The sequence below is a fragment of the Echinicola strongylocentroti genome (genome assembly GCF_003260975.1).
Classification (GTDB): domain Bacteria; phylum Bacteroidota; class Bacteroidia; order Cytophagales; family Cyclobacteriaceae; genus Echinicola; species Echinicola strongylocentroti.
Window position 1 is genome coordinate 3,235,677 of the sequence record NZ_CP030041.1, and the last position, 20,041, is coordinate 3,255,717.

Here is a 20,041-nt window from a genome sequence, read left to right on the forward strand (position 1 = left end):
GAAGTAACGTAAAGTAGCTAACTTATGAGACAACCACATTATTACACATAGCGCACGATAGGGAAAATGCGGTAATCAATATGCTGAAGGCCTTAATCGCATTAGCCCGAGGCAAGTCCTTTGGGAAAGTGTCGAAAAAACATTCCCCTTATGCAGACTGAAAGCCTAGTTAAGCACTCCTATCCCGCCATACCCCGTTGTCCCGCCGACTCTGTCGCGGGACCACAAAAGTTGAGTCTCAGACTCAGTACCTCATGTTGCCAAGTCAGAGACTTTGCACAACCGACCTCGTCTTTGCACAATATCTCATTTTCCTCAGGCAGAGCAGGAAGTAGGCACGATCGGGTGACGGTCCATATTTTACTTTAAGATGAGATGATAAAAGTGGTAAAACCGGGGTGGATCTCGCTTGTCCACTGTACGAGGAAACCCATTTTCTTAACATCCCCATCAACTGTCCCAAAACCGAATGCTCCAACGGTCGACTAAGGGACTCACATCGAAGCGACTGATTTTGTCCGCCGCGGCGGATCAGGCCGTAATAGATAGGCTAATGCATATTCCGGGCAATGTCGTTTAGTTAGTGTGTATCTGGAAATACTGGTTTAATTATTTTTCTTGCTAAATTCTAAGATAGTTTTCATCTCTTTAGCTTTGTTACTTTTTTGCTGCAGGTCAAAAAAGTAACCAAAAAACCCCGCCGCTGTGCATCTATTGGCCTAAAATTAAAACCTTCTTAACTAAACGACATTGATGTTCCGGGTTAAACTTATCTAAATCATTCTCCCCACTTGGGCAGACAGGTGCGATGCTTTATTCGTCCTCTAAACCAACTGATGACCTTGCTCTTTCAGCATTTTCTGCGAATAGGTTGCTGCTATTCTATTGTACAAACATGGAAGAAAGTGCCAGCGGCACGATGGATTTAGTAACCTGCGGATTCATCCGCTGGATGTTAAGGCCTCCTCTACCTCCAGAAGGAGTGCCAGCGGCACGGATGATAGCTGCCCTACACGAATTAATGTTAAATGCGTTTGCCCTGGTCGCCTGCCTGTCTACTGTGTTAAGCTATCATGGTTCTTACTGTCGGGTTAAAAATGGGACACCTGTTATAATTGGTGTTTCATGATCAAAATGCAGTTGACAAAGTAGTCAATAAGGTAATTGAATTAATACCCCCTTATACTATACCAATTCAATTCAAATTTACAGTTAAAATCCCCCAACACCACCACAACTTTAAATTCCCCCAAATAGTGCATAAATACTTAAACTCCTGCATCATTGCCCTGCCGATCTGACACAAATCAATACAATTAGGTTTTTTTTACATTTTTAGCAATAATTTCTTTGTAAGAGCTCGGAACTTGAAATTTTTTGAAAAAATTCAATTGTGAGTAAAAATACTGGAAATTCGATTTTTTGAACCATATTTTAGTTGATTTACATTTTTTTCAAAAAAAACAATTAAAACCGAAACCTATTTCAAGCAGTTTTACATAAAATTACAAATACTCAATGTGTATCACTCCCAAATTTCCATTTTAATAATTGTAAAAATCAAGGGGCAATTTGGTTATTAATGCATTTTTTTCGTTCTTTTGTTGCCGAGATTTTAAAAAAAGAAAAATTCTTTGTAATTTATTCAATCGAATTTACAAACCTATCTAAATAACACTAACTATGAATGAAGGATTATACCGTTCACAGTTTGAGCATGACGCCTGTGGGATTGGCGCTGTGATCAACGTGAAGGGCGTGAAAAGCCATGAGACGATCAGCGATGCGCTATTTATGCTGAGCAATATGGAGCACAGAGGAGGGAGAGGCAGTGATCCTAAAACCGGTGATGGAGCGGGCGTTTTGATTCAAGTACCCCACGATTTTCTTAAAATAGTGACCCATCGTGCCGGCTTTGAGCTCCCTGAAGAAGGTAGCTATGGCGTTGGCATGACATTTTTCCCAAAAAACAAACAGCTACACAAAAAATCAAAAATACTGCTCAACAAAATCCTTGAAGAAATGGATTTTGAACTAATCGGTTATAGGACAGTGCCTGTGGACGAAACCATACCGGGATCTGGCGCACTTGAGGTAATGCCCAATATCGAGCAGCTATTTGTAAGACATAAGGAAGGACTCGTAGGAGCCGCACTGGAGCGTAAGCTTTATGTGCTGAGAAACTACGCTTCCGAGGCCATTAATTCCAGTATCCCAGGAGTAAACAGGTCTTTCTATTTTGCCAGTTTCAGTTCCAGGACCATTATTTATAAGGGTCAACTGAGAACGGATCAGGTATTGCCTTTCTACAAGGACCTTCAAAACAACAAAATCACCTCTGCCCTTGCATTGGTGCATTCTAGGTTCTCGACCAACACGTTCCCTAACTGGAGATTGGCGCAGCCATTCAGGTACCTGTCCCATAATGGTGAGATCAACACCATCCGTGGCAACCTGAACAAGATGCGTTCGAAGGAGTACCTGATGAAGTCCTCCTTGTTTACAGATGATGAACTGGATAAGTTGATGCCAGTGACCAATTCCACCTATTCGGATTCTGCAAACTTGGATGCCATGGTCGAATTGCTCACCCTAAGTGGCCGTTCTTTGCCACACGTCATGATGATGTTGGTACCGGAGGCTTGGCAGGACAATAAGGCCATGAACAAGGCCAAAAAAGCATTCTATAAGTTCCATGCAGCTCTTATGGAGCCATGGGATGGCCCTGCTGCCTTGCTCTTTACCGACGGCAAGTCACTGGGTGCGACACTTGACCGAAACGGACTGAGACCATTGCGTTACTTCACTACCAGTGATGACCGTTTGATCCTTTCTTCCGAAGCAGGTGCTCTCCCAATTCGTGAAGCTACCGTAACCGAAAAAGGACGTATCAGCCCTGGCAGGATGATCCTTGCCGACCTTGAAAAAGGTAAAGTGATGTTTGACGAAGAGGTGAAAGCGGAAGTTTGTGAAAACAAACCTTATGATGCTTGGGTAAGAAAAGAGCGGCTGAAGCTGAGACTGATGCCTACGCCCAAAAAGCTTTCCCAGCCTTACAATACACAAAATATCAAGCAGCGACAATCTGTATTTGGGTTTACCACAGAGGATGTGAACACCATCCTTGCACCAATGGGCGATACCGCCTACGAGCCGCTGGGCTCCATGGGTGCGGATACTCCTCCGGCGGTTCTTTCCAAACAGAGTCAACATATCTCGAATTACTTTAAGCAGCTATTTGCACAGGTAAGTAACCCGCCGATCGACCCGATCAGGGAACGGCTGGTAATGTCTCTCTTTACCAGACTGGGCGAGAGTTATAATATCCTGGAAGAAAGCTCGCTTCATACACGTCAGATCCACATTTCGCAGCCTGTATTGCTGAATGAGGATTTGGAAAAAATCAAACACTTGGAGAGCAAAGGCTACCGTGCCAAGACGCTTTATGCCCACTTCGTGGCCGACCACAAGCCAGGCAGAATGCTCGAAGCACTGGACAAGCTCTGCCAAGATGCCGTAGATGCCATCAACGATGACTATAACATCCTGATCATCTCCGACAGAAATACCTATGAGGGTATTGCCCCCATACCATCCTTATTGGCCATTGGTGCTGTTCACCACCACTTGGTGAATACCAAGATGAGGACCAAAGCAGGATTGGTAGTAGAGGCGGGAGACATCAAAGAGACACACCACTTTGCCACGGTGATCGGATATGGTGCTAGTGCCATCAACCCTTACTTGGCACTGGAGACATTGGTACATCTCAATGAGACCGAGCAACTTTCCAAAGTTTACGAACAGCAAGAACTTTTCGAAAACTATCAAACTGCCATTGGCAAGGGCTTGCTAAAAGTACTCTCCAAGATGGGAATCAGTACCTTGCAGTCTTACCAAAGTGCGCAGATTTTCGAAGCAGTGGGCTTAGGGCCAGAGGTCGTTGAGAGATGCTTTAAAGGCACTATTAGCCGTATCAGTGGAATTTCTTTTGATGAATTGGCCGAAGAAGTACTTACCCGTCATAATGCCGCTTACGGCTATGAAGGGCCAAGGCTGGAAACTGGAGGTATTTACCAGTGGAAACGAAGGGGTGAAAAGCACCTTTTCAATCCAGAGACCATCCACTTGCTGCAAAAATCCACTGCAAACAACGATTATGGACTATATAAGAAGTTTGCGGAAAAAATAAACAACCAAACCAAAGATGCCCTGACCATCAGGGGGCTGTTTGAGTTTAAGAAAAGGATCTCCATTCCCATCGAGGAAGTGGAGCCCGTAGAAATGATCATGAAGCGATTTGCTACTGGAGCGATGTCGTTTGGGTCCATTTCCCATGAAGCACACTCCACGCTGGCCATTGCCATGAACAGAATCGGTGGCAAGTCCAATAGTGGTGAAGGTGGAGAAGACGAAATCCGCTTCGAAGTAAAGGAAAACGGCGATTGGGAAAGATCAGCGATCAAGCAGGTGGCCTCCGGTAGATTCGGCGTGACCAGTAACTACCTGACCAATGCCGAAGAGCTACAGATCAAAATGGCCCAAGGAGCCAAGCCTGGTGAAGGTGGACAGCTTCCTGGCCATAAAGTGGACGATTGGATCGGCCGTGTGAGACACTCCACTCCGGGTGTAGGTCTTATCTCGCCTCCACCGCACCACGATATTTATTCCATTGAGGATTTGGCACAGCTCATCTATGATCTGAAGAATGCCAATAGAAAAGCACGTATCAACGTGAAGCTGGTTTCCCAAGCGGGCGTAGGTACCGTAGCGGCTGGTGTGGCCAAGGCGCAGTCGGATGTTATCCTGATTTCAGGTGCCGATGGCGGTACAGGTGCTTCACCACTAAGCTCGATCAGACACGCTGGCCTTCCTTGGGAACTTGGATTGGCAGAAGCCCACCAGACTTTGGTGATCAACAATCTCCGAAGCCGTGTGACTTTGCAAACTGACGGACAGGTAAGAACAGGCCGTGATCTGGCAATCGCTGCCATGCTTGGAGCTGAAGAGTGGGGTATCTCCACTGCGGCACTCGTAGTGGAAGGCTGTATCATGATGAGAAAATGCCACCTGAACACTTGTCCTGTAGGTATCGCCACACAAAACCCAGAACTGAGAAAGCTCTTTACCGGTAATCCGGACCATGTAGTGAATTTCTTCAGGTTCCTTGCGGAAGATTTGAGGGAGATCATGGCCTCGCTTGGTTTCAGAACGGTAAATGAAATGGTAGGCCAGTCCAATGTGCTTAAGTCTACTGGCCACCTGAACCACTGGAAGTGGGATAAGCTGGATCTTAGCCCTATTTTCCATATGGTAGAGGTTCCTGAGCATGTAGGGATCTATAAGCAGATCGATCAGGATTTCAAACTGAAGAAAGTCTTGGACAGAAAACTGATCAAGGCAGCACTTCCAGCACTGGAACAAGCCAATTCGGTAAAAGAGAAATTCCAGATCAAGAATATCGATCGTTCGGTAGGCGCTATGCTTTCCAATGAAATCTCCAAGATTTATGGAAGCCCAGGTTTGCCGGATGATACCATCCATTACAAGTTCAGTGGATCAGCCGGACAGAGTTTTGGTCTTTTCCTTGCCCAAGGGGTTACATTCGAACTGGAAGGTGAAGCCAATGATTATTTCGGAAAGGGACTTTCTGGTGGTCAGTTGGTCGTTTATCCTAGCCGAAATGCCAACTTCAAAGCAGAAGATAACATCATCATCGGAAACGTGGCCTTCTACGGTGCCACTTCTGGTAATGCCTATATCAATGGTAAAGGCGGTGAGCGTTTCTGTGTAAGAAATTCCGGCGTAAAGACGGTAGTAGAAGGAATCGGTGACCACGGCTGTGAATACATGACCGGTGGCCAAGTGATCATCCTTGGCGAAATCGGAAGAAACTTCGCAGCTGGTATGAGCGGAGGTGTAGCTTACTTGTTCAAGGAAAACGCGAAACAGATCAACCAAGAAATGGTAGACCTTGATCCGCTTTCCGAAGAGGACTTTGTGATCATCAAGAAGGAACTTGAACTTCACCACAAGTACACCAATAGTAGCGCAGCAGCAAAATTCCTTGAGAACTGGGACACGGAGAAGGAGAAATTCATCAAAGTATTCCCTAGGGACTACAAAGCCGTGCTACAAAAGAAAGCTGAAAAACAAGAAGAACAATCAAAAACGTTAGTGTAAGATGGGCGCGAAAGACGGATTCCTAAAATATAAAAGAGAACTAGAATCAGATAGAGACCGTAACCAAAGGGTCAAAGACTATAACGATATACATATTCCGATCAAGCCTGAAACCCTGAACAATCAGGCGGCCAGGTGCATGGACTGCGGCATTCCTTTTTGTCATCAAGGGTGCCCACTGGGCAATATCATTCCGGAATTTAACGATGCCGTTCACCGCAAAGAGTGGGGTGAGGCATGGGACATTCTGAGAAGTACTAACAATTTCCCGGAATTTACCGGTAGAATCTGCCCTGCTCCATGTGAGGCCAGCTGTGTATTGGGTATCAATAAAGATCCTGTGGCGATCGAATTGATCGAAAAGAACATTGCTGAAAAGGCTTATGAAAATGACCTGGCCAAGCCAATTGTTCCTGAAAACAGAACCGGCAAAACCGTAGCGGTAGTGGGTGCTGGCCCTGCAGGAATGGCAGCAGCCGACCAGCTGAACCAAGCCGGCCATGAGGTGACCTTGTACGAAAAGGACCAAAAGGTAGGTGGACTGCTAAGGTACGGTATCCCGGATTTCAAGATGGAAAAATGGGTGATCGATCGCAGGGTGAAGCTGATGGAAGAAGAAGGTGTAAACTTTGCGACAGGCACAGAGATCGGCAAAACCATTACCGCTGATGAGATCCTAAGCAAATATGACGCAGTAGTACTTTCTACGGGTGCTCAAGAACCTAGGGACCTAAAAATCAAAGGCCGTGAGTTTACTGGTGTACACTTTGCCATGGAATTCCTTGGTGAGCAAAACCGAGTGGTAAGTGGCGAAAGAAAAGATGAAAATCCTATCAGTGCCAAAGACAAGCACGTGATCGTCATCGGTGGTGGTGATACAGGAAGTGACTGTATCGGTACCTCAAACCGTCATGGCGCAGCTTCCGTGACACAGCTGGAGCTTTTGCCTAAGCCTCCACAGCAGCGAGCGCAGCTCAACCCTTGGCCGGAATGGCCAATGACCCTAAAGACCACCACTTCCCACGAAGAAGGTGCCGAAAGGGTTTGGTCTGTGTTGACCAAGGAGTTTACCAAAGATGACAAGGGCAATGTGAAAGGCCTGGTTTTGGTAGATATCGAATGGAAAGAGAAGGATGGTAGAATGCAGTTTGTGGAAGTAGAAGGTACCGAAAGGACCGTTCCATGCGACCTTGCCCTACTGGCTATCGGCTACACAGGACCTAAGCTAAATGGCATGTTGGAGGCATTTGGTGTGGAAGCAATGGAAAACACCCTGCCAAAATCAAAAGACTACCAAAGTACCAACAGCAAGGTGTTCTTGGCGGGAGATATGCGCAGGGGCCAATCCCTTGTAGTATGGGCCATCTCTGAAGGTCGTGAAGCAGCCGTGAAGGTGGATGAATTCCTAATGGGCAAATCCAACCTCCCACGTAAAGATAAATCGTTCTTCGAGAACGTAGAAGACGCTGAATTCTGTGAATAACAGTAGTTTAGTTTATTTAACATAAGTTTGTTAATTCGATGAAAAGCTCTCCGCCTTGGCGGAGGGCTTTTTTCTTTTTTGGGTGGACTTGTCCATGTCCCAGACTGGAAAATGGGGCAAGCCATTTTTCTGGAGGAAAGCCTAGCTCAGGACCAAGCAAAATTTCTAAGGGGATGAATTTCGACATGTTTTTATAGAAGAATATTTCATCATTGAGAAGAATGCCCCCAACTTTACCACTTGACCCATTACCCTCCCATGGATTGCCAGGTATTCAGATATTGGGCGGGGATGGAAGATCCCTGTGACCTGTAACACTGGATTACAAATCCGGTACTACATCGTCAACGCAAGTCAACTATCATAACCGGCGATCTACCTGATCAATAATCAGCGCCTGTTTGACTATTTTCTACTCCTTTTAGCCATTCTTGAAACTCTTCTGCCATTTTTGCAGCAATAAAAGGAAATTGCTGAATGATGTTTTCCTGCTCGCTTGGGTCATTCACCAAATCATAAAGTTCAAATGGCTGATCATCTCCATCTCTCACCAATTTATATTGTTCTCCCACCCAAGAGACCCGGAATTGGTCCAAATAGATAAAACCAATTGGCTTTTCTCGATGCTGTGCGTTTCCAAGCAGCGTGGGAAGAAAACTTTCTCCATCGATGGGTCGGTGGTCATCAGGATAAGGGATATCCAGGATGTCGAGTATCGTAGGAAGATAATCACTGGTGACGGCTGGAAAATCCACTCTTTTTCCGCCTTCCCATGTACCTTTCCACAGTGCAAAGGCCGGCACTCGTACACCTCCTTCATATAAACTCCGTTTTCTGTCCCTGAACTTCCCTGCACTTCCCGGGGTGTTCCTTTCAGGGCCATTGTCACTGCAGAACATTATGATGGTGTTTTCTGCGATACCTTTCTCTGTCAAATGCTCCCATAGACGACCGATCTGTTCGTCCATGGCTGTGATGGTGCCGTAATACAACTGCTCCTCAAAACTCAAATCAGCATAGCGATCGCGATGAGCCTTATCAGCGACTACCGGAAGATGAGGAGTGTGGTACCATACCGTAGAGAAGAAAGGCTTATCTTCCTCGATAGCTTGATCTATAAAAGGCACAAGCCTGTCCGTGATCACTTGGGCATCATCTCCAGATATATTGGTTTCTACCTGAAGTTCTTCTCCTATCCAGTAATGGGTGCCATAATCTGAAAATACTCGGCCTGTATTTTCCCTGGCTTTCCAGCCATATCTCAGGCTCTCCCCATCTTCAAAGTTTTCAGGCTTTTTCAACGGGTCAAAAGTAGGGACCTTCGACTCTGAGCAGAAATAGTGGTCGTAGCCATTCATGCTTGGTGTACTATAATGGATTTCTTGATCAGGCTTACCACCCCTATTGGCATCAAGTGTGGCTTTGGTCAACGTACCCAAGTGCCATTTCCCAAAATGGCCAGTGGTATACCCCTGTTCCTTTAGGATCTCGGGGAGGGTTATTTCCTTCTCTTTCATATGACCTTGGTTGGCATTGGCGATACCCATTCTTACTGGATTTCTTCCTGTGATCAAGCTGGCGCGAGTCGGGGAGCAAACTGGTGACGCAGAGTAAAAGCGATCAAAGACAATCCCCATATTGGCCAGCTTGTCCATATGGGGTGTTTGTAAGGTTTCGTTACCGTTAAATCCTGCATCCATCCAGCCTTGGTCATCCGTCATGATGAGGATAATATTGGGATGTTGGGCATATCCAGGGTGACAGGTAAGAAGAATAACTGCCGTAGCCAGCAATGGTAATAGACGATTCATAGAGATGTTATTTAGGCAAACTAGACTAATATTAACCTGTTTTAACTAAATTTCCAATAATACACCTGCCAATCAACGACCAAAGAAAAGGCTGTCCGTGAGAAGACAGCCCGCAAAGCAATAATTGTAAAGTGAATGAAGGTGATGTATCTTCAATTCTAACTACCGGGATTTTCATTATAGCTGATCATCCAGTTGATGTCAAACTTATCGGTGAACATCCCAAAATAATCTCCCCAGAACGTGTCCGCCATAGGCATAGTGACTTTTCCGTCTTTGGAGAGCTCGTTAAAGTAACGATCAGCATCTTCCTTCGTATCTGCCGTTATGGAGATGGTGATGTTATTACCGATGACAGTAGGCGGGGCCCATTCGCCACCCGAGTCACTTCCCATCAAAATCGTGTCAGGACCGATGGGCAAGGACACATGCATGACCTTGTTTTTTTCTTCTTCCGTAAGGGTAACGCCTTCTTGGGGAGGCATATCTGAAAATTTTCCAATAAAGGCAAATTCTCCACCGAAAACAGACTTGTAAAAGGTAAAGGCTTCTTCACAGTTGCCTAGAAAAGTGAGATAAGGATTTACTGCAGGCATGGTTATTTGGTTTTGATTATAGATAACAATGATGATGAAGATACTATTTCTGCCAGCTAATCACTAGTTATTTTTAAGGTAAAATTGGTTATATTCCCTCATTCGTCAGTTTTTTTGGTGATTTTCAACACATGAATTTACATGTGTGGTAAGTGATTAAAACTAAGTCCAAACTAATTTTGTTGTTCTATATCGTACCAACAAGTTCAACAACAAAACACCCACCAATTTATCAATTTCATTTATGGAAAAACCGATTTTCAACATCGAAGAAGTGAACAACATTATTAGAAACCGTCGCTCCATGTTTGTGGCACAGTTTAAAGAAAATGATCCTGTAGATGACAGTATCATAGAGGACATGCTGGAAAATGCCAATTGGGCACCTACGCATAAGCTTACTGAGCCATGGAGGTTTACGGTGTTTAGCGGAGAAGGGCTGAAGGAGCTGGCAAGGTTCCAGTCAGAGCTTTACAAAGAAAGGGCAGAAAAGAATGGGACTTTCAAAGAAGGAGTCTTCGAGAAGTTGCAGCAAAATCCGCTTAAATGCAGCCATGTAATTGCCATAGGCATGAAAAGGCACCTTACAGTCGGTATTCCCGACATGGAGGAAATCGCAGCAGTATCCATGGCCGTCCAAAACATGTATCTCACAGCCAGTGCTCATGGACTAGCTGCTTACTGGGGCACAGGCGGGGTGACATTCTATCCAGAAGCGAAGCCTTATTTTGGCTTGGAAGAAGATGATTTGCTTATGGGGTTTTTCTTTGTGAGTAAACCTACCATTAATGGCTGGCCTGAAGGAAAAAGACAGCCTATCGAGGACAAAGTCACTTGGGTGAGGGAGTAAGTACTCTGCCTAATCTAAAAAATGGCTGCCCCATAAATCTCTTTCATTACGCTTCTGCTCGTGATGAAGGTCTATTTATATGGGGCAGCCTCCTTATTATTATTTGTCAATGGATCCCATGACCCTTTTCATAAAGGTATTCATGGCCTCCTTCTTATCCATTCCATCTTTGATCATTTTATTGACCTCGAGGGTTCCGTAGAGGTTGGATAGGAGCTCTCCCATCACTTCGATTTCCTCGTCTTTGAGCGAGGAGATTTCTGTCATGTTTTCTAAAAGCTCGATGGTTTCGTTTACCCAATCTTCGTCGTTTTCCTCGATAAAGGTAAGGACGTGCTTAATTATTGGCAATCTCATCTATCAGTTCTTTAAGGTTCGCTTCTTTATTTGTTTGTGTCTGGTTGATCAGCTCACCGCCTTTGAACGACGCGAATGTCGGCAAGTTATTTACTTCTGCGAGTTTTCGGGATTCAGGTAGTTTCTCTGCATCCACGTACAAGAAGGTAATGCCTTCATAATCGCCTGACAAGCGCTTCATTTTTGGCTTCATGATCCGGCAGTTACCGCACCAAGTGGCGCCATACTGAACGATCACTTTATCATTGTCTGCAATGATTTCCTTCAAATTGTCTTGTTCTAGTTCTTGTAACATATCGTTTTTGATTTAGCTGTTTTTCTGATTTGCTAACACAAAGATAGTGTCTATAGTTTTTTGAAACCAATTGATAATACCTATCACTGATTGGTTTTATTTATAAAGTTTGTCACTGATAAAAGGAATCAATGCCAATACCACTGCTTGCTCATAGTACTCTGTTCGGTCGATAGTGCCATTGGTCAACATGCCCACGGCTCCATTTCCTTGTTTGGAGTTTTCCCGGTCAAAAACCTTGTCATCAGCAGCGCCAAGTTCCATGCCACCTCGGATAAGTTTGCTGATGGCCTCAGGAAGAAAAAAGGTGGAGGTTTTTGCTTTCCCCAATTTTCCGTTTCTATCCATGACGGTCACCCAGGCATAAGCTATCATTTCGTTGTCGACTTCTTCGACCCCACCTTCTATCCCTACCCAATAATCGGCCTCGGGGAAGGTGTTTTTGGCGTTCTTTGCCCTGTTAAAGGCTCCTCGATAGGTCTCTTCATCCCCAAAGGGCTGGTCACTTACCTCTGAGTTAATGTTTAATCCCTCCACAATAAAATGGTGTTCTCCGAATGCCCGTTGAAAACCATTCTCTGTACATTGAACCTTGACGGGATTTTTACTGCCTACGACCACGAGTAATTCTCTTTCCCGCTGTCTCTCGGGCTGGATATTTTTTCTTTTCGGAAATGCCATGTTATTTCTATAAAAATAAAAAAAGCCTTTGGAGCTTTTCCAAAGGCTTGGATTGGTATTTTAAGCAATGTTATGATAGACGTTATTGACATCATCGTCGTCTTCCATGCGCTCGATCATCTTGTTGACTTCTTCTTCTTGCTCCTCTGTAAGCTCTACAGTCGTGGTGGGAAAACGCTGGAAATCTGCACTGGTCACCTCTATGTTTTTATCTTCTAGGGCCTTTTGCATATTGCCAAAGTCTTCAAATTCGGTGTATATGAAAATTTCTCCTTCGTTTTCGTCAATGTCCTCCAGTCCAAAGTCGATTAGCTCAAGCTCCAGTTCTTCCATATCATATTCACCTTTGGGAAAACGGAAAACCGCCTTATGGTCAAACATAAAGCTCACAGAACCTGAAGTGCCCAAAGAACCTCCGCCCTTGGTAAAGTAATGCCTTACGTTGGCCACCGTCCTATTGATATTGTCCGTGGAGGCTTCTACCAAGATCGCCACACCGTGGGGAGCATAGCCTTCATAGACGACCTCCTCGTAGTTACTTTGGTCTTTGTTACTGGCCCTCTTTATGGCGGCTTCGATACGGTCCTTTGGCATGGCAGCGCCTTTGGCATTCTGCATGACCGTTCTAAGCTTCGGATTGCTATCTGGGTCGGGACCTCCCACTTTTACTGCTGTAACGATCTCTTTGCCCAGACGGGTAAAGACCTTGGACATCTTGCTCCAACGCTTGAATTTTCTCTCTTTTCTAAATTCGAATGCTCTTCCCATACATATTTACTTTTCAGGTGCGTAAAAATAACAAATCTTTTGAATTGCCTCATCATTTATGTACTACCAAATCGCAATTTGCGTAACTAGTAGTGAGATGTGAGTCTTGAGAGACATGAGACATGAGACATGAGACATGAGACTTGGGTCCTGGGATAATCCTCCCCGCCGCGGCGGGGAGGTTAGGTGGGGTTATTTTGGAGCAAAGAGAAACACAATAGGATTTTAGTAAACGACTAGCGATTACAATAATTGACAATGAAATCTAATAATTAATCAGGACAACACTAATCAGGGAAGTACACTATATAAGTTTGGGAACAGCTGTACCGAGGGCTGTGCCCCGAGGGGATTCTCGATTGACTAAATTTACGTGTAAGTCGATCAACCAATTACTATGAAAATCGTACTGTAGGGAGGATCATTTATACTACTGACAAAAACTGCATAAATCAGGTTAGTCTAGCTTAGAGCAGATGTGTTGACTGTTAATATATTGCTTGTTTTGCTGATAAATAATCAATGTATGAGTGTATTTATTGTTATTAATGAAAAAATTAGCCTCGTATGATTTCATTTTGATTAGGATTTTATACCTAAAATAGGTGTTTTCACCAATGGTATTTTTATATTTGTTCAACCCCGCTGAAATAATCTTTTCTATCTGACCTTACATCTAAACAATGAAAGTTATGGACAATGCAATTGTAAACCATCCGATTCCAAATCTACCCATTTCTAACCGACCAAAGCTGGTGATTCTTGGTGGAGGCTTTGCAGGTCTGAAACTAGCACGAAAGATGGTAAAATCCGATTATCAGGTTATCCTATTGGACAAAAACAATTACCATCAGTTTCAGCCATTGTTTTACCAAGTAGCCACGGCCTCTTTGGAGCCGAGTGCGATTTCTTTTCCATTGCGGCGGGTATTTCACCACACTCCAAATGTCTCGTTCCGCATGGCAGAAGCCCTTGAAATAGACCAAGAGGGCAAGCGGCTGTTCACCAATGTCGGTTATGTGGATTATGATCAGCTCGTGCTGGCCATGGGTGCGGACACCAATTACTTTGGGATGGATAATATCATGGAGTATGGTACGCCGATGAAGACTGTATCCGAAGCATTGTATGTCAGAAACAGGATCATTTCCAATTATGAAAAGGCCATTAACATCGAAGATGTCAATAAGCGGAAAGCACTGATGAACGTGGTGATCGTAGGTGGTGGCCCTACGGGTGTGGAGCTGGCAGGTGCCATCGCTGAGTTACGGAACAACGTGTTTCCTAAAGACTACCCAGAACTCAATTTTAGTAATATGAGAGTAGTACTGGCTGAAGCCGGTCCCAAACTTTTGGCGGGAATGTCAACACAATCCAGCGAAAAAGCCGTGGTCTACCTCGATAAGCTGGGCGTAGAAGTCATGGTCAATGCCGCCGTGGAGGATTATGACGGCTTGACCATCAAGATCAAAGATCATGAAAGTCTAAAGACTAAAACGCTGCTCTGGGCAGCAGGAGTGAAGCCCAACCATATCAAAGGCCTTCGCGAAGACCAGATGATCCGAAATGGACGACTTATCGTGGATCAATATAGCAAACTGAAAGATGCAGAGGGCATTTATGTCATCGGAGACCTCAGCGTCCTTACAGATGGCGACTATCCAAAAGGCCATCCTCAAGTAGCTCAAGTAGCCATACAGCAAGCAGATAACTTAGGGAATAACCTGAAGGCCATCGCTGATAACCGCTCCATGAAAAAATTCAAATACAAGGACCTGGGCTCCATGGCCACTGTGGGGAGAAAATTGGCGGTCGTGGACCTGCCTTTTATCAAGTTTCAGGGGTTCACTGCTTGGATCACTTGGCTCTTTGTCCATTTGATGGCCATTGTGGGTGTGAAGAACAGAATACTGATCTTTATGGATTGGGCTTGGAATTATCTTTCATTTGATCCGGCCTTACGACTGCTTATCCGGCCCCGGTATGTCAAGCCCAAGGAGCAGGATGAATTGGTAGAGGAGAAGCACGATTAGAGGGAAGTAGTGGGATATGAGTCTTGAGTAGTGAGATCTGAGACTTGAGACATTAGTAATGAGAAAATGGGGCATCGAGTAGCAAGACGCAAGTAGCAAGAATAGCCTCGCTCATCTGGATTTGTAATTTGGATGTCAGATAAAGGGGATTTGTCATCCGCAGTGCTAAGAGTTGTGCCGGGGCTCTGCCTCAGCACAAAAAGAGTATTGCGCCGCTGACTTAGTAAATCAAACCTCCGATTTCATCCATTCAGCAAGAAGCTAACTGCCGAAAACAAGCTAAATACACAATAAGGTGTGTTTCGTTAACATCGTTTCACTCCTAAAAAACCACAGTTCAATATTTCTTTAAAACAGTTCGTTTGGTAATCGGTTCATTATGCTGGTGAGGTAAGTATTGGGGAGTTTTAGTGCCTTTCCGCCGCGGATGATGGTGTCATAATAGGTCTGATCGGGAAAAATATTGGATACGTTTTGTGGTGAAATAAAGGTAAAGGCGGTGACTTCGCCATTTTTTGTTTGGACTTTTACTGTTTCAAAATCATAGCTTTTCTCAGAAGTCAAGAAATGAGAAACGTCGGCTTCGGCAATTTCATAGATGACACCGTAAACATTTTCATTTGGACTGGGGACGATATTGGCACGTGCAGACCCGTCGGGGTTGGGGTGATTAAAGCGAAATCCGTAATGAGGAAGCATACCGATGCCGATAAGCTTAGGAGGATGTTGCAGTCTGCCGACAAGGGTGGACTGATCCAGATTGCTGGCATAGCCAAAGTACAGACGTGTGGACATATCAGGGAGCTATTTTCAATGAAGCTAGTAAAAAAAATGGAGATGTCCATGGTGAGGCAGGTTGTTTGCAGGGCAAACGCATTTAGTACCTTTTAAGAAAATAATTTTTGTGTAGGCATAGCGATCATCCGTGCCGCTGGCACTTTGCCCCGAGTTGTGCATTGGTAATCGCAGTAGCCTAGGGTCAAGTCAACGCTTAAATGACGGGAGAGGTTAAACCCGGAATCAATGCCGTTTAGTTAGTATGTACCTGGAAATATTGGTTCTATTGTTTTTCTGCTAAATTCCAAGATGGTTTTCATCTCTTTACCTTTGTCACTTTTTTGCTTCAGGTCAAAAAAGTGACCAAAAAACCCCGCCGCTGTGCATCTATTGGCCTAAAATTAAAACCTTCCCTCATGCAGGCAAACTCCTCCTTTTCTAGCAGCCAACATTCTTTTTGGCTAGTATTTCGTCAAACAAGCCTGCCTTCTTGCCTGCCCGCTTTTTAATTTCTTAACGCCCAATACCTGCAAGGCGGATCCATTTTGTACATATTTTAAAAGGCCATGGATTAAAATCCTCTCTCAATGGACGATCCGTATTGGAAAATCTTCTTAACTAAACGGCATTAAACCCGGAATATGCAGTAGCAACTGCGCATTCTGTCCAATCCGCCTTTGGTGGAGGGTCATATAGAAGGTGTAAGTGACCACCTGCACCAAAAATGGTTACACGCAAAAGGGTAAGTTCCATAGGAACATTTTTTTAAAGGCGTTTGCCCTGAGGTTGTTTGGATTGGCCAACACAACCAAAAGCAAAGCCCCTACGCCAGCCAATAGTTACCAGTCATACACCAGCTCAAACCGGCTAAAGCTACCTTTCCCTTCTCCTTCGACGAAAAGCCCTGGTTTTACGCCCCATTGCCAGAACTCCAGAAATTCACCTTTGAGCAGGCCATTTTCCGTCGCGTCCACTGACAGCTGCTGCCATTCCCCATCTTCCTTTTGATAGGCAAAACGTACTTCATGGCCGTTTTCCACCTGCGCTTTGAGGGTGACCTGTTCGCGTTTCACTGTTACTCCTTCCCCCAGTGCGGTATACTTCCCGTCCCTAATCTGAAACACCGCTAGTTTGCCGTTTTTCACACCAGCTCCCAGCATATTGGCATGGGTACCATAGAGCATCAACCCTTTTAGGTGATCGGCATCGGTTGGTATTTCGGCCACCACCTGATAGGCGGGCTTTTCAGGCACCACACAAAGTGCCGTTGCCCAAGCGTCCTGCAGGCGTGCTCCTGAAAGCTGTAATTGCCCATTTCCTACCTGCGCCACAGGATCATTGCTGGCCAGATCCCAGCGCCACCAACCTTTCAGCTGGTCCCCGTCAAACGCATCTTCAATGGAAATAGGATCCACTCCACCATCACTGTCTGCCATCAAATCCACGGTTTTAAAGTAAGGCCAACCAGTCTTCTCATCCCAATAAAAAGGACTGAGCAATGCCGATCTGCCCATATACGGAAATCCCTCCCTGGCATAGGCATGGTAAAGGTAATACCAGCTGTCATCACCTGTGGATACAGGCGTGCCATGCCCCGGACATTTCCAATTGCCAAAGTCCGTCAAAATGGGATTTCCCCCATACTTTTCCCAAGGGCCTTCCATCCGCTTTGCCCTGGCCACCCCGACCTTATAATCGCATCCCCCACCACAACAGGCGGCACCAGAATACAGCAGGTACAGGTACTCCCCTTGCTGCACAATGGACTGCCCTTCGATTCCCCCGCGTTCCCAGGTATTCGCTTCGGCGGTCACCACGGGAAAAGCTTCCCCTTCGAGTGCCAGGCCATCACTGGAAAGCTTGGATCCCAGCAGTTGGATAGGCTTGTCGGGATTGAGCCCGTAGGCCTTCCAGGTAATATAAAGCTGTCCTTTCTGATCAAAAACGTAAGCATCGATGCTTTCCGATCCCCATTCGATCAGCTCGCCATGGTCGGTAAAGCCCTTGCTGATATCAGCAGTACTGGCCACACCGATACAGGAGATACCGTCCTTTCGCCGGGCAGTATAGTAACAGAAAAATTTCCCGTCTCTATAAAAGAGCTCTGGTGCCCAAAAACTGCCCATCGTCCACTCCGGAGCTTCCATGAACACATAACTCTCAAAGGTCCAGTTGGTAAGGTCTGTAGAGGAATAAATGGGATATACCGGTGCCCAGTCATTGGAGGTGCCACAGGCATAGTAGGTGCCGTCCACTTCGATCACCGAAGGGTCCGGAAACTCTCCACGGATAACGGGATTTTGGATGGCAACAGGGGATTCGGAGGCTTGTTCAGTCTTCGTCCCCCCGCATCCCCACAGGAGGGAAAGGAATAAAAATAAAATAGGTTTTTGCATAGGTTTATCGATTTAGTAGGCCTAATATAGGTATATTTTTCGGTGAATGGTGAGGGATGGATACTGTATATGTACCCCTTAGCCCTCAATTTACTTCACTTCGGACAGTGGAAAAGTCCCCCTAGACCCCTAAACAATACTCTTAACCCTGATTATGCATTAGGAATCGTAGTGAGAGCTGAAATTGCAAGAAAATCAGTTAGTTTGGAGGCATTAGCGTAGCACCGCTACGGTTATGCCGAAAACTAAAGTGAAACGGCTGATTTTGAAGCAGTTTCAGGTCGCAACAGATAGGCTAATGCATATTCCGGGCTTAAGTTAATGGAATTAAGTGAGGTCAGGGTGACAAGCGTGTTGTACTTCCCCTAACTTAAGAGCGTTGGGCCCCTAAAAGGAGGGATTTACCCCGCACCTGACGACATTAGTGAAGCGACCGGGCAGTATTGAGCATCTTCCATTAATGATATACCGTCAAGTATGATCCAATCGCTAAACTTAAATTATATATGAAAAAAACAGTCCTATTGACCGAAAGGGTAAAAACACTATAAGCCTGAGCTCGACTTATTTTTAGTATAAAAAGCGTCATACGAACCCTTTTTAGGAGGATGTGGGTTGGAAAAGGGTATGGCAATCCCGAAATACTGAGTCTGCCACGGCTTCCACCCGCTCAGGCCTACCTCTAAGCCTCGCAGTGCATGTTCCGACCACTGTACGGAAACGGTTTTATAATCGAACTGAGGTTATAAGCCTGATATTCTTCTGCATATAATATGACGTGAATTACATTAAAAAAGAATAGTGTAGCTATGGCAAGAAGAGTAAAGCCTATAACTTTCATGATAGGGGTATTATTTAATGATAAATAGCTACACCTCCATAAACAAAACCTCCGGAATGATAACTACCGCATTAAACGCCCCGTGAAACAGGATACACCATTTTATCCCGTGATTTAGCCGGATATAGCTTAGGATAAGCCCTCCGATAAACTGGCTTCCCACCAGAAAAGGAATCAGGAAAAAGTGGTTTCCGAATTCAAAATTGGTGAAGTTGCTTAAATGAATTAACGCAAAGAAGGCTGAGGAGGAATAGACGACCATTTTCAGGTTGGGTGTAAATTTCTTACTGATCATAATCAGGAGGTATACCAAATAAATCATAAAGGCCAAACCAATAAACCAATCCGAGAAGGCGATTATCAGTGACAGTACCAGCCCCCACCAGATGGAGGATTTTTTTAGGTTAAGGTGTAGACGGAAAATAGGTTCTTCCATTAATGGGGCTAGGATGATTCCACCTACGGCAAAGAGCCATTTGTTTTTTTTTATTAAGCCTTCAAATATATGGCCCAAGTCCTCTACGTCCAGTAAGCTGAGCAAAAGGGTGAAGGGGAGCATACACAACACGGCAATGATCAGTAGGAGCATGAATTGCTTGAAACCTATATCCGTGTACTCTTTGGCTTTTCGTGGTTCGGTTAGGAATTGTTTGAATTTGGTAATGGTATCCATTCTGTGAGTAGTTTGCTTTTCATATTGTCACCACATTAGTTCGTCTAGCTAGATGGAGGATCTTTGGCGAGATAAAAACTCGAAATACTAAATTTGATTATCGGGTTTGTAGACGAGTAAGTAAATAGGATAGTTCTCAAAGAAACCGCTGAAATCTCAGAAAAGCCTTATTTCATTCTGGGTATTCTGTTCGTTCGGTGAGAAATACAATTCATTGGCAAGAAAGTGTATAATCAAAATACTAGGTTTTACACTTTAGCTTTGGTTACTAGCTGCGATCCATTGTAAGGTCTTCAT

The 20,041-nt window shown here is 44.9% G+C and carries 13 protein-coding genes; 4 read left to right on the forward strand and 9 right to left on the reverse strand.

The window, feature by feature from the left end; all coding sequences use genetic code 11:
- Positions 1-1,683 precede the first annotated feature (1,683 nt).
- Both gltB and DN752_RS12585 read left to right on the forward strand, forming a co-directional pair.
- Positions 1,684-6,183 carry a glutamate synthase large subunit gene (gltB, locus tag DN752_RS12580; RefSeq protein WP_112784272.1) on the forward strand — a complete coding sequence of 1,500 codons (4,500 nt, stop codon included), beginning with the start codon at positions 1,684-1,686 and terminating at the stop codon, positions 6,181-6,183.
- Between the two features lies 1 nt (position 6,184).
- Entirely contained in the window at positions 6,185-7,666 is a 1,482-nt protein-coding gene (locus tag DN752_RS12585; RefSeq protein WP_112784273.1) for a glutamate synthase subunit beta, read from the forward strand.
- A gap of 383 nt (positions 7,667-8,049) precedes the next feature.
- Here the strand turns inward: DN752_RS12585 and DN752_RS12590 are convergent, their stop codons facing one another.
- On the reverse strand, positions 8,050-9,477 hold the full coding sequence (locus DN752_RS12590) for a sulfatase family protein (RefSeq protein ID WP_112784274.1): 1,428 nt from the start codon (positions 9,475-9,477) through the stop codon (positions 8,050-8,052).
- 158 nt (positions 9,478-9,635) lie between these two features.
- Positions 9,636-10,073, reverse strand: a complete 438-nt coding sequence (locus DN752_RS12595) for a VOC family protein (RefSeq protein ID WP_112784275.1) — start codon at positions 10,071-10,073, stop codon at positions 9,636-9,638.
- Positions 10,074-10,317: 244 nt separating this feature from the next.
- Here DN752_RS12595 and DN752_RS12600 point away from each other — a divergent pair, with 244 nt between their 5' ends.
- A complete protein-coding gene (locus DN752_RS12600) occupies positions 10,318-10,923 on the forward strand; it encodes a nitroreductase family protein (RefSeq protein ID WP_112784276.1) in 606 nt (201 codons plus the stop codon).
- Between the two features lie 99 nt (positions 10,924-11,022).
- Here the strand turns inward: DN752_RS12600 and DN752_RS12605 are convergent, their stop codons facing one another.
- The 4 genes from DN752_RS12605 to DN752_RS12620 all read right to left on the reverse strand — a co-directional run bounded on the left by DN752_RS12605 (position 11,023) and on the right by DN752_RS12620 (position 13,024).
- The gene (locus DN752_RS12605; RefSeq protein WP_112784277.1) at positions 11,023-11,280 is read right to left on the reverse strand and encodes a DUF6952 family protein; all 258 of its coding nucleotides are present in this window, start codon (positions 11,278-11,280) and stop codon (positions 11,023-11,025) included.
- Positions 11,261-11,575: a thioredoxin family protein gene (locus tag DN752_RS12610; protein WP_112784278.1), complete on the reverse strand. Its 315-nt coding sequence runs from the start codon at positions 11,573-11,575 to the stop codon at positions 11,261-11,263. The genes DN752_RS12605 and DN752_RS12610 overlap by 20 nt, the downstream gene beginning before the upstream one ends.
- Before the next feature lie 96 nt (positions 11,576-11,671).
- Positions 11,672-12,256: an inosine/xanthosine triphosphatase gene (yjjX, locus tag DN752_RS12615; protein WP_112784279.1), complete on the reverse strand. Its 585-nt coding sequence runs from the start codon at positions 12,254-12,256 to the stop codon at positions 11,672-11,674.
- Positions 12,257-12,316: 60 nt separating this feature from the next.
- Positions 12,317-13,024, reverse strand: a complete 708-nt coding sequence (locus DN752_RS12620; protein WP_112784280.1) for a YebC/PmpR family DNA-binding transcriptional regulator — start codon at positions 13,022-13,024, stop codon at positions 12,317-12,319.
- Between the two features lie 692 nt (positions 13,025-13,716).
- Here DN752_RS12620 and DN752_RS12625 point away from each other — a divergent pair.
- Positions 13,717-15,057 (forward strand): NAD(P)/FAD-dependent oxidoreductase, encoded by a 1,341-nt coding sequence (locus DN752_RS12625; RefSeq protein ID WP_112786532.1) that lies wholly within the window; start codon positions 13,717-13,719, stop codon positions 15,055-15,057.
- A 348-nt stretch (positions 15,058-15,405) separates the two neighbouring features.
- On the opposite strand, the gene DN752_RS12630 is transcribed toward DN752_RS12625, so the two are convergent.
- The 3 genes from DN752_RS12630 to DN752_RS12640 form a co-directional block, all read right to left on the reverse strand.
- Positions 15,406-15,852, reverse strand: coding sequence for a gamma-glutamylcyclotransferase family protein (locus tag DN752_RS12630; protein WP_112784281.1), 447 nt, complete (start codon positions 15,850-15,852; stop codon positions 15,406-15,408).
- An 821-nt stretch (positions 15,853-16,673) separates the two neighbouring features.
- Positions 16,674-18,230 carry a glycoside hydrolase family 43 protein gene (locus tag DN752_RS12635; RefSeq protein WP_112784282.1) on the reverse strand — a complete coding sequence of 519 codons (1,557 nt, stop codon included), beginning with the start codon at positions 18,228-18,230 and terminating at the stop codon, positions 16,674-16,676.
- 869 nt (positions 18,231-19,099) lie between these two features.
- On the reverse strand, positions 19,100-19,744 hold the full coding sequence (locus DN752_RS12640; protein ID WP_112784283.1) for a CPBP family glutamic-type intramembrane protease: 645 nt from the start codon (positions 19,742-19,744) through the stop codon (positions 19,100-19,102).
- Positions 19,745-20,041: the final 297 nt, after the last annotated feature.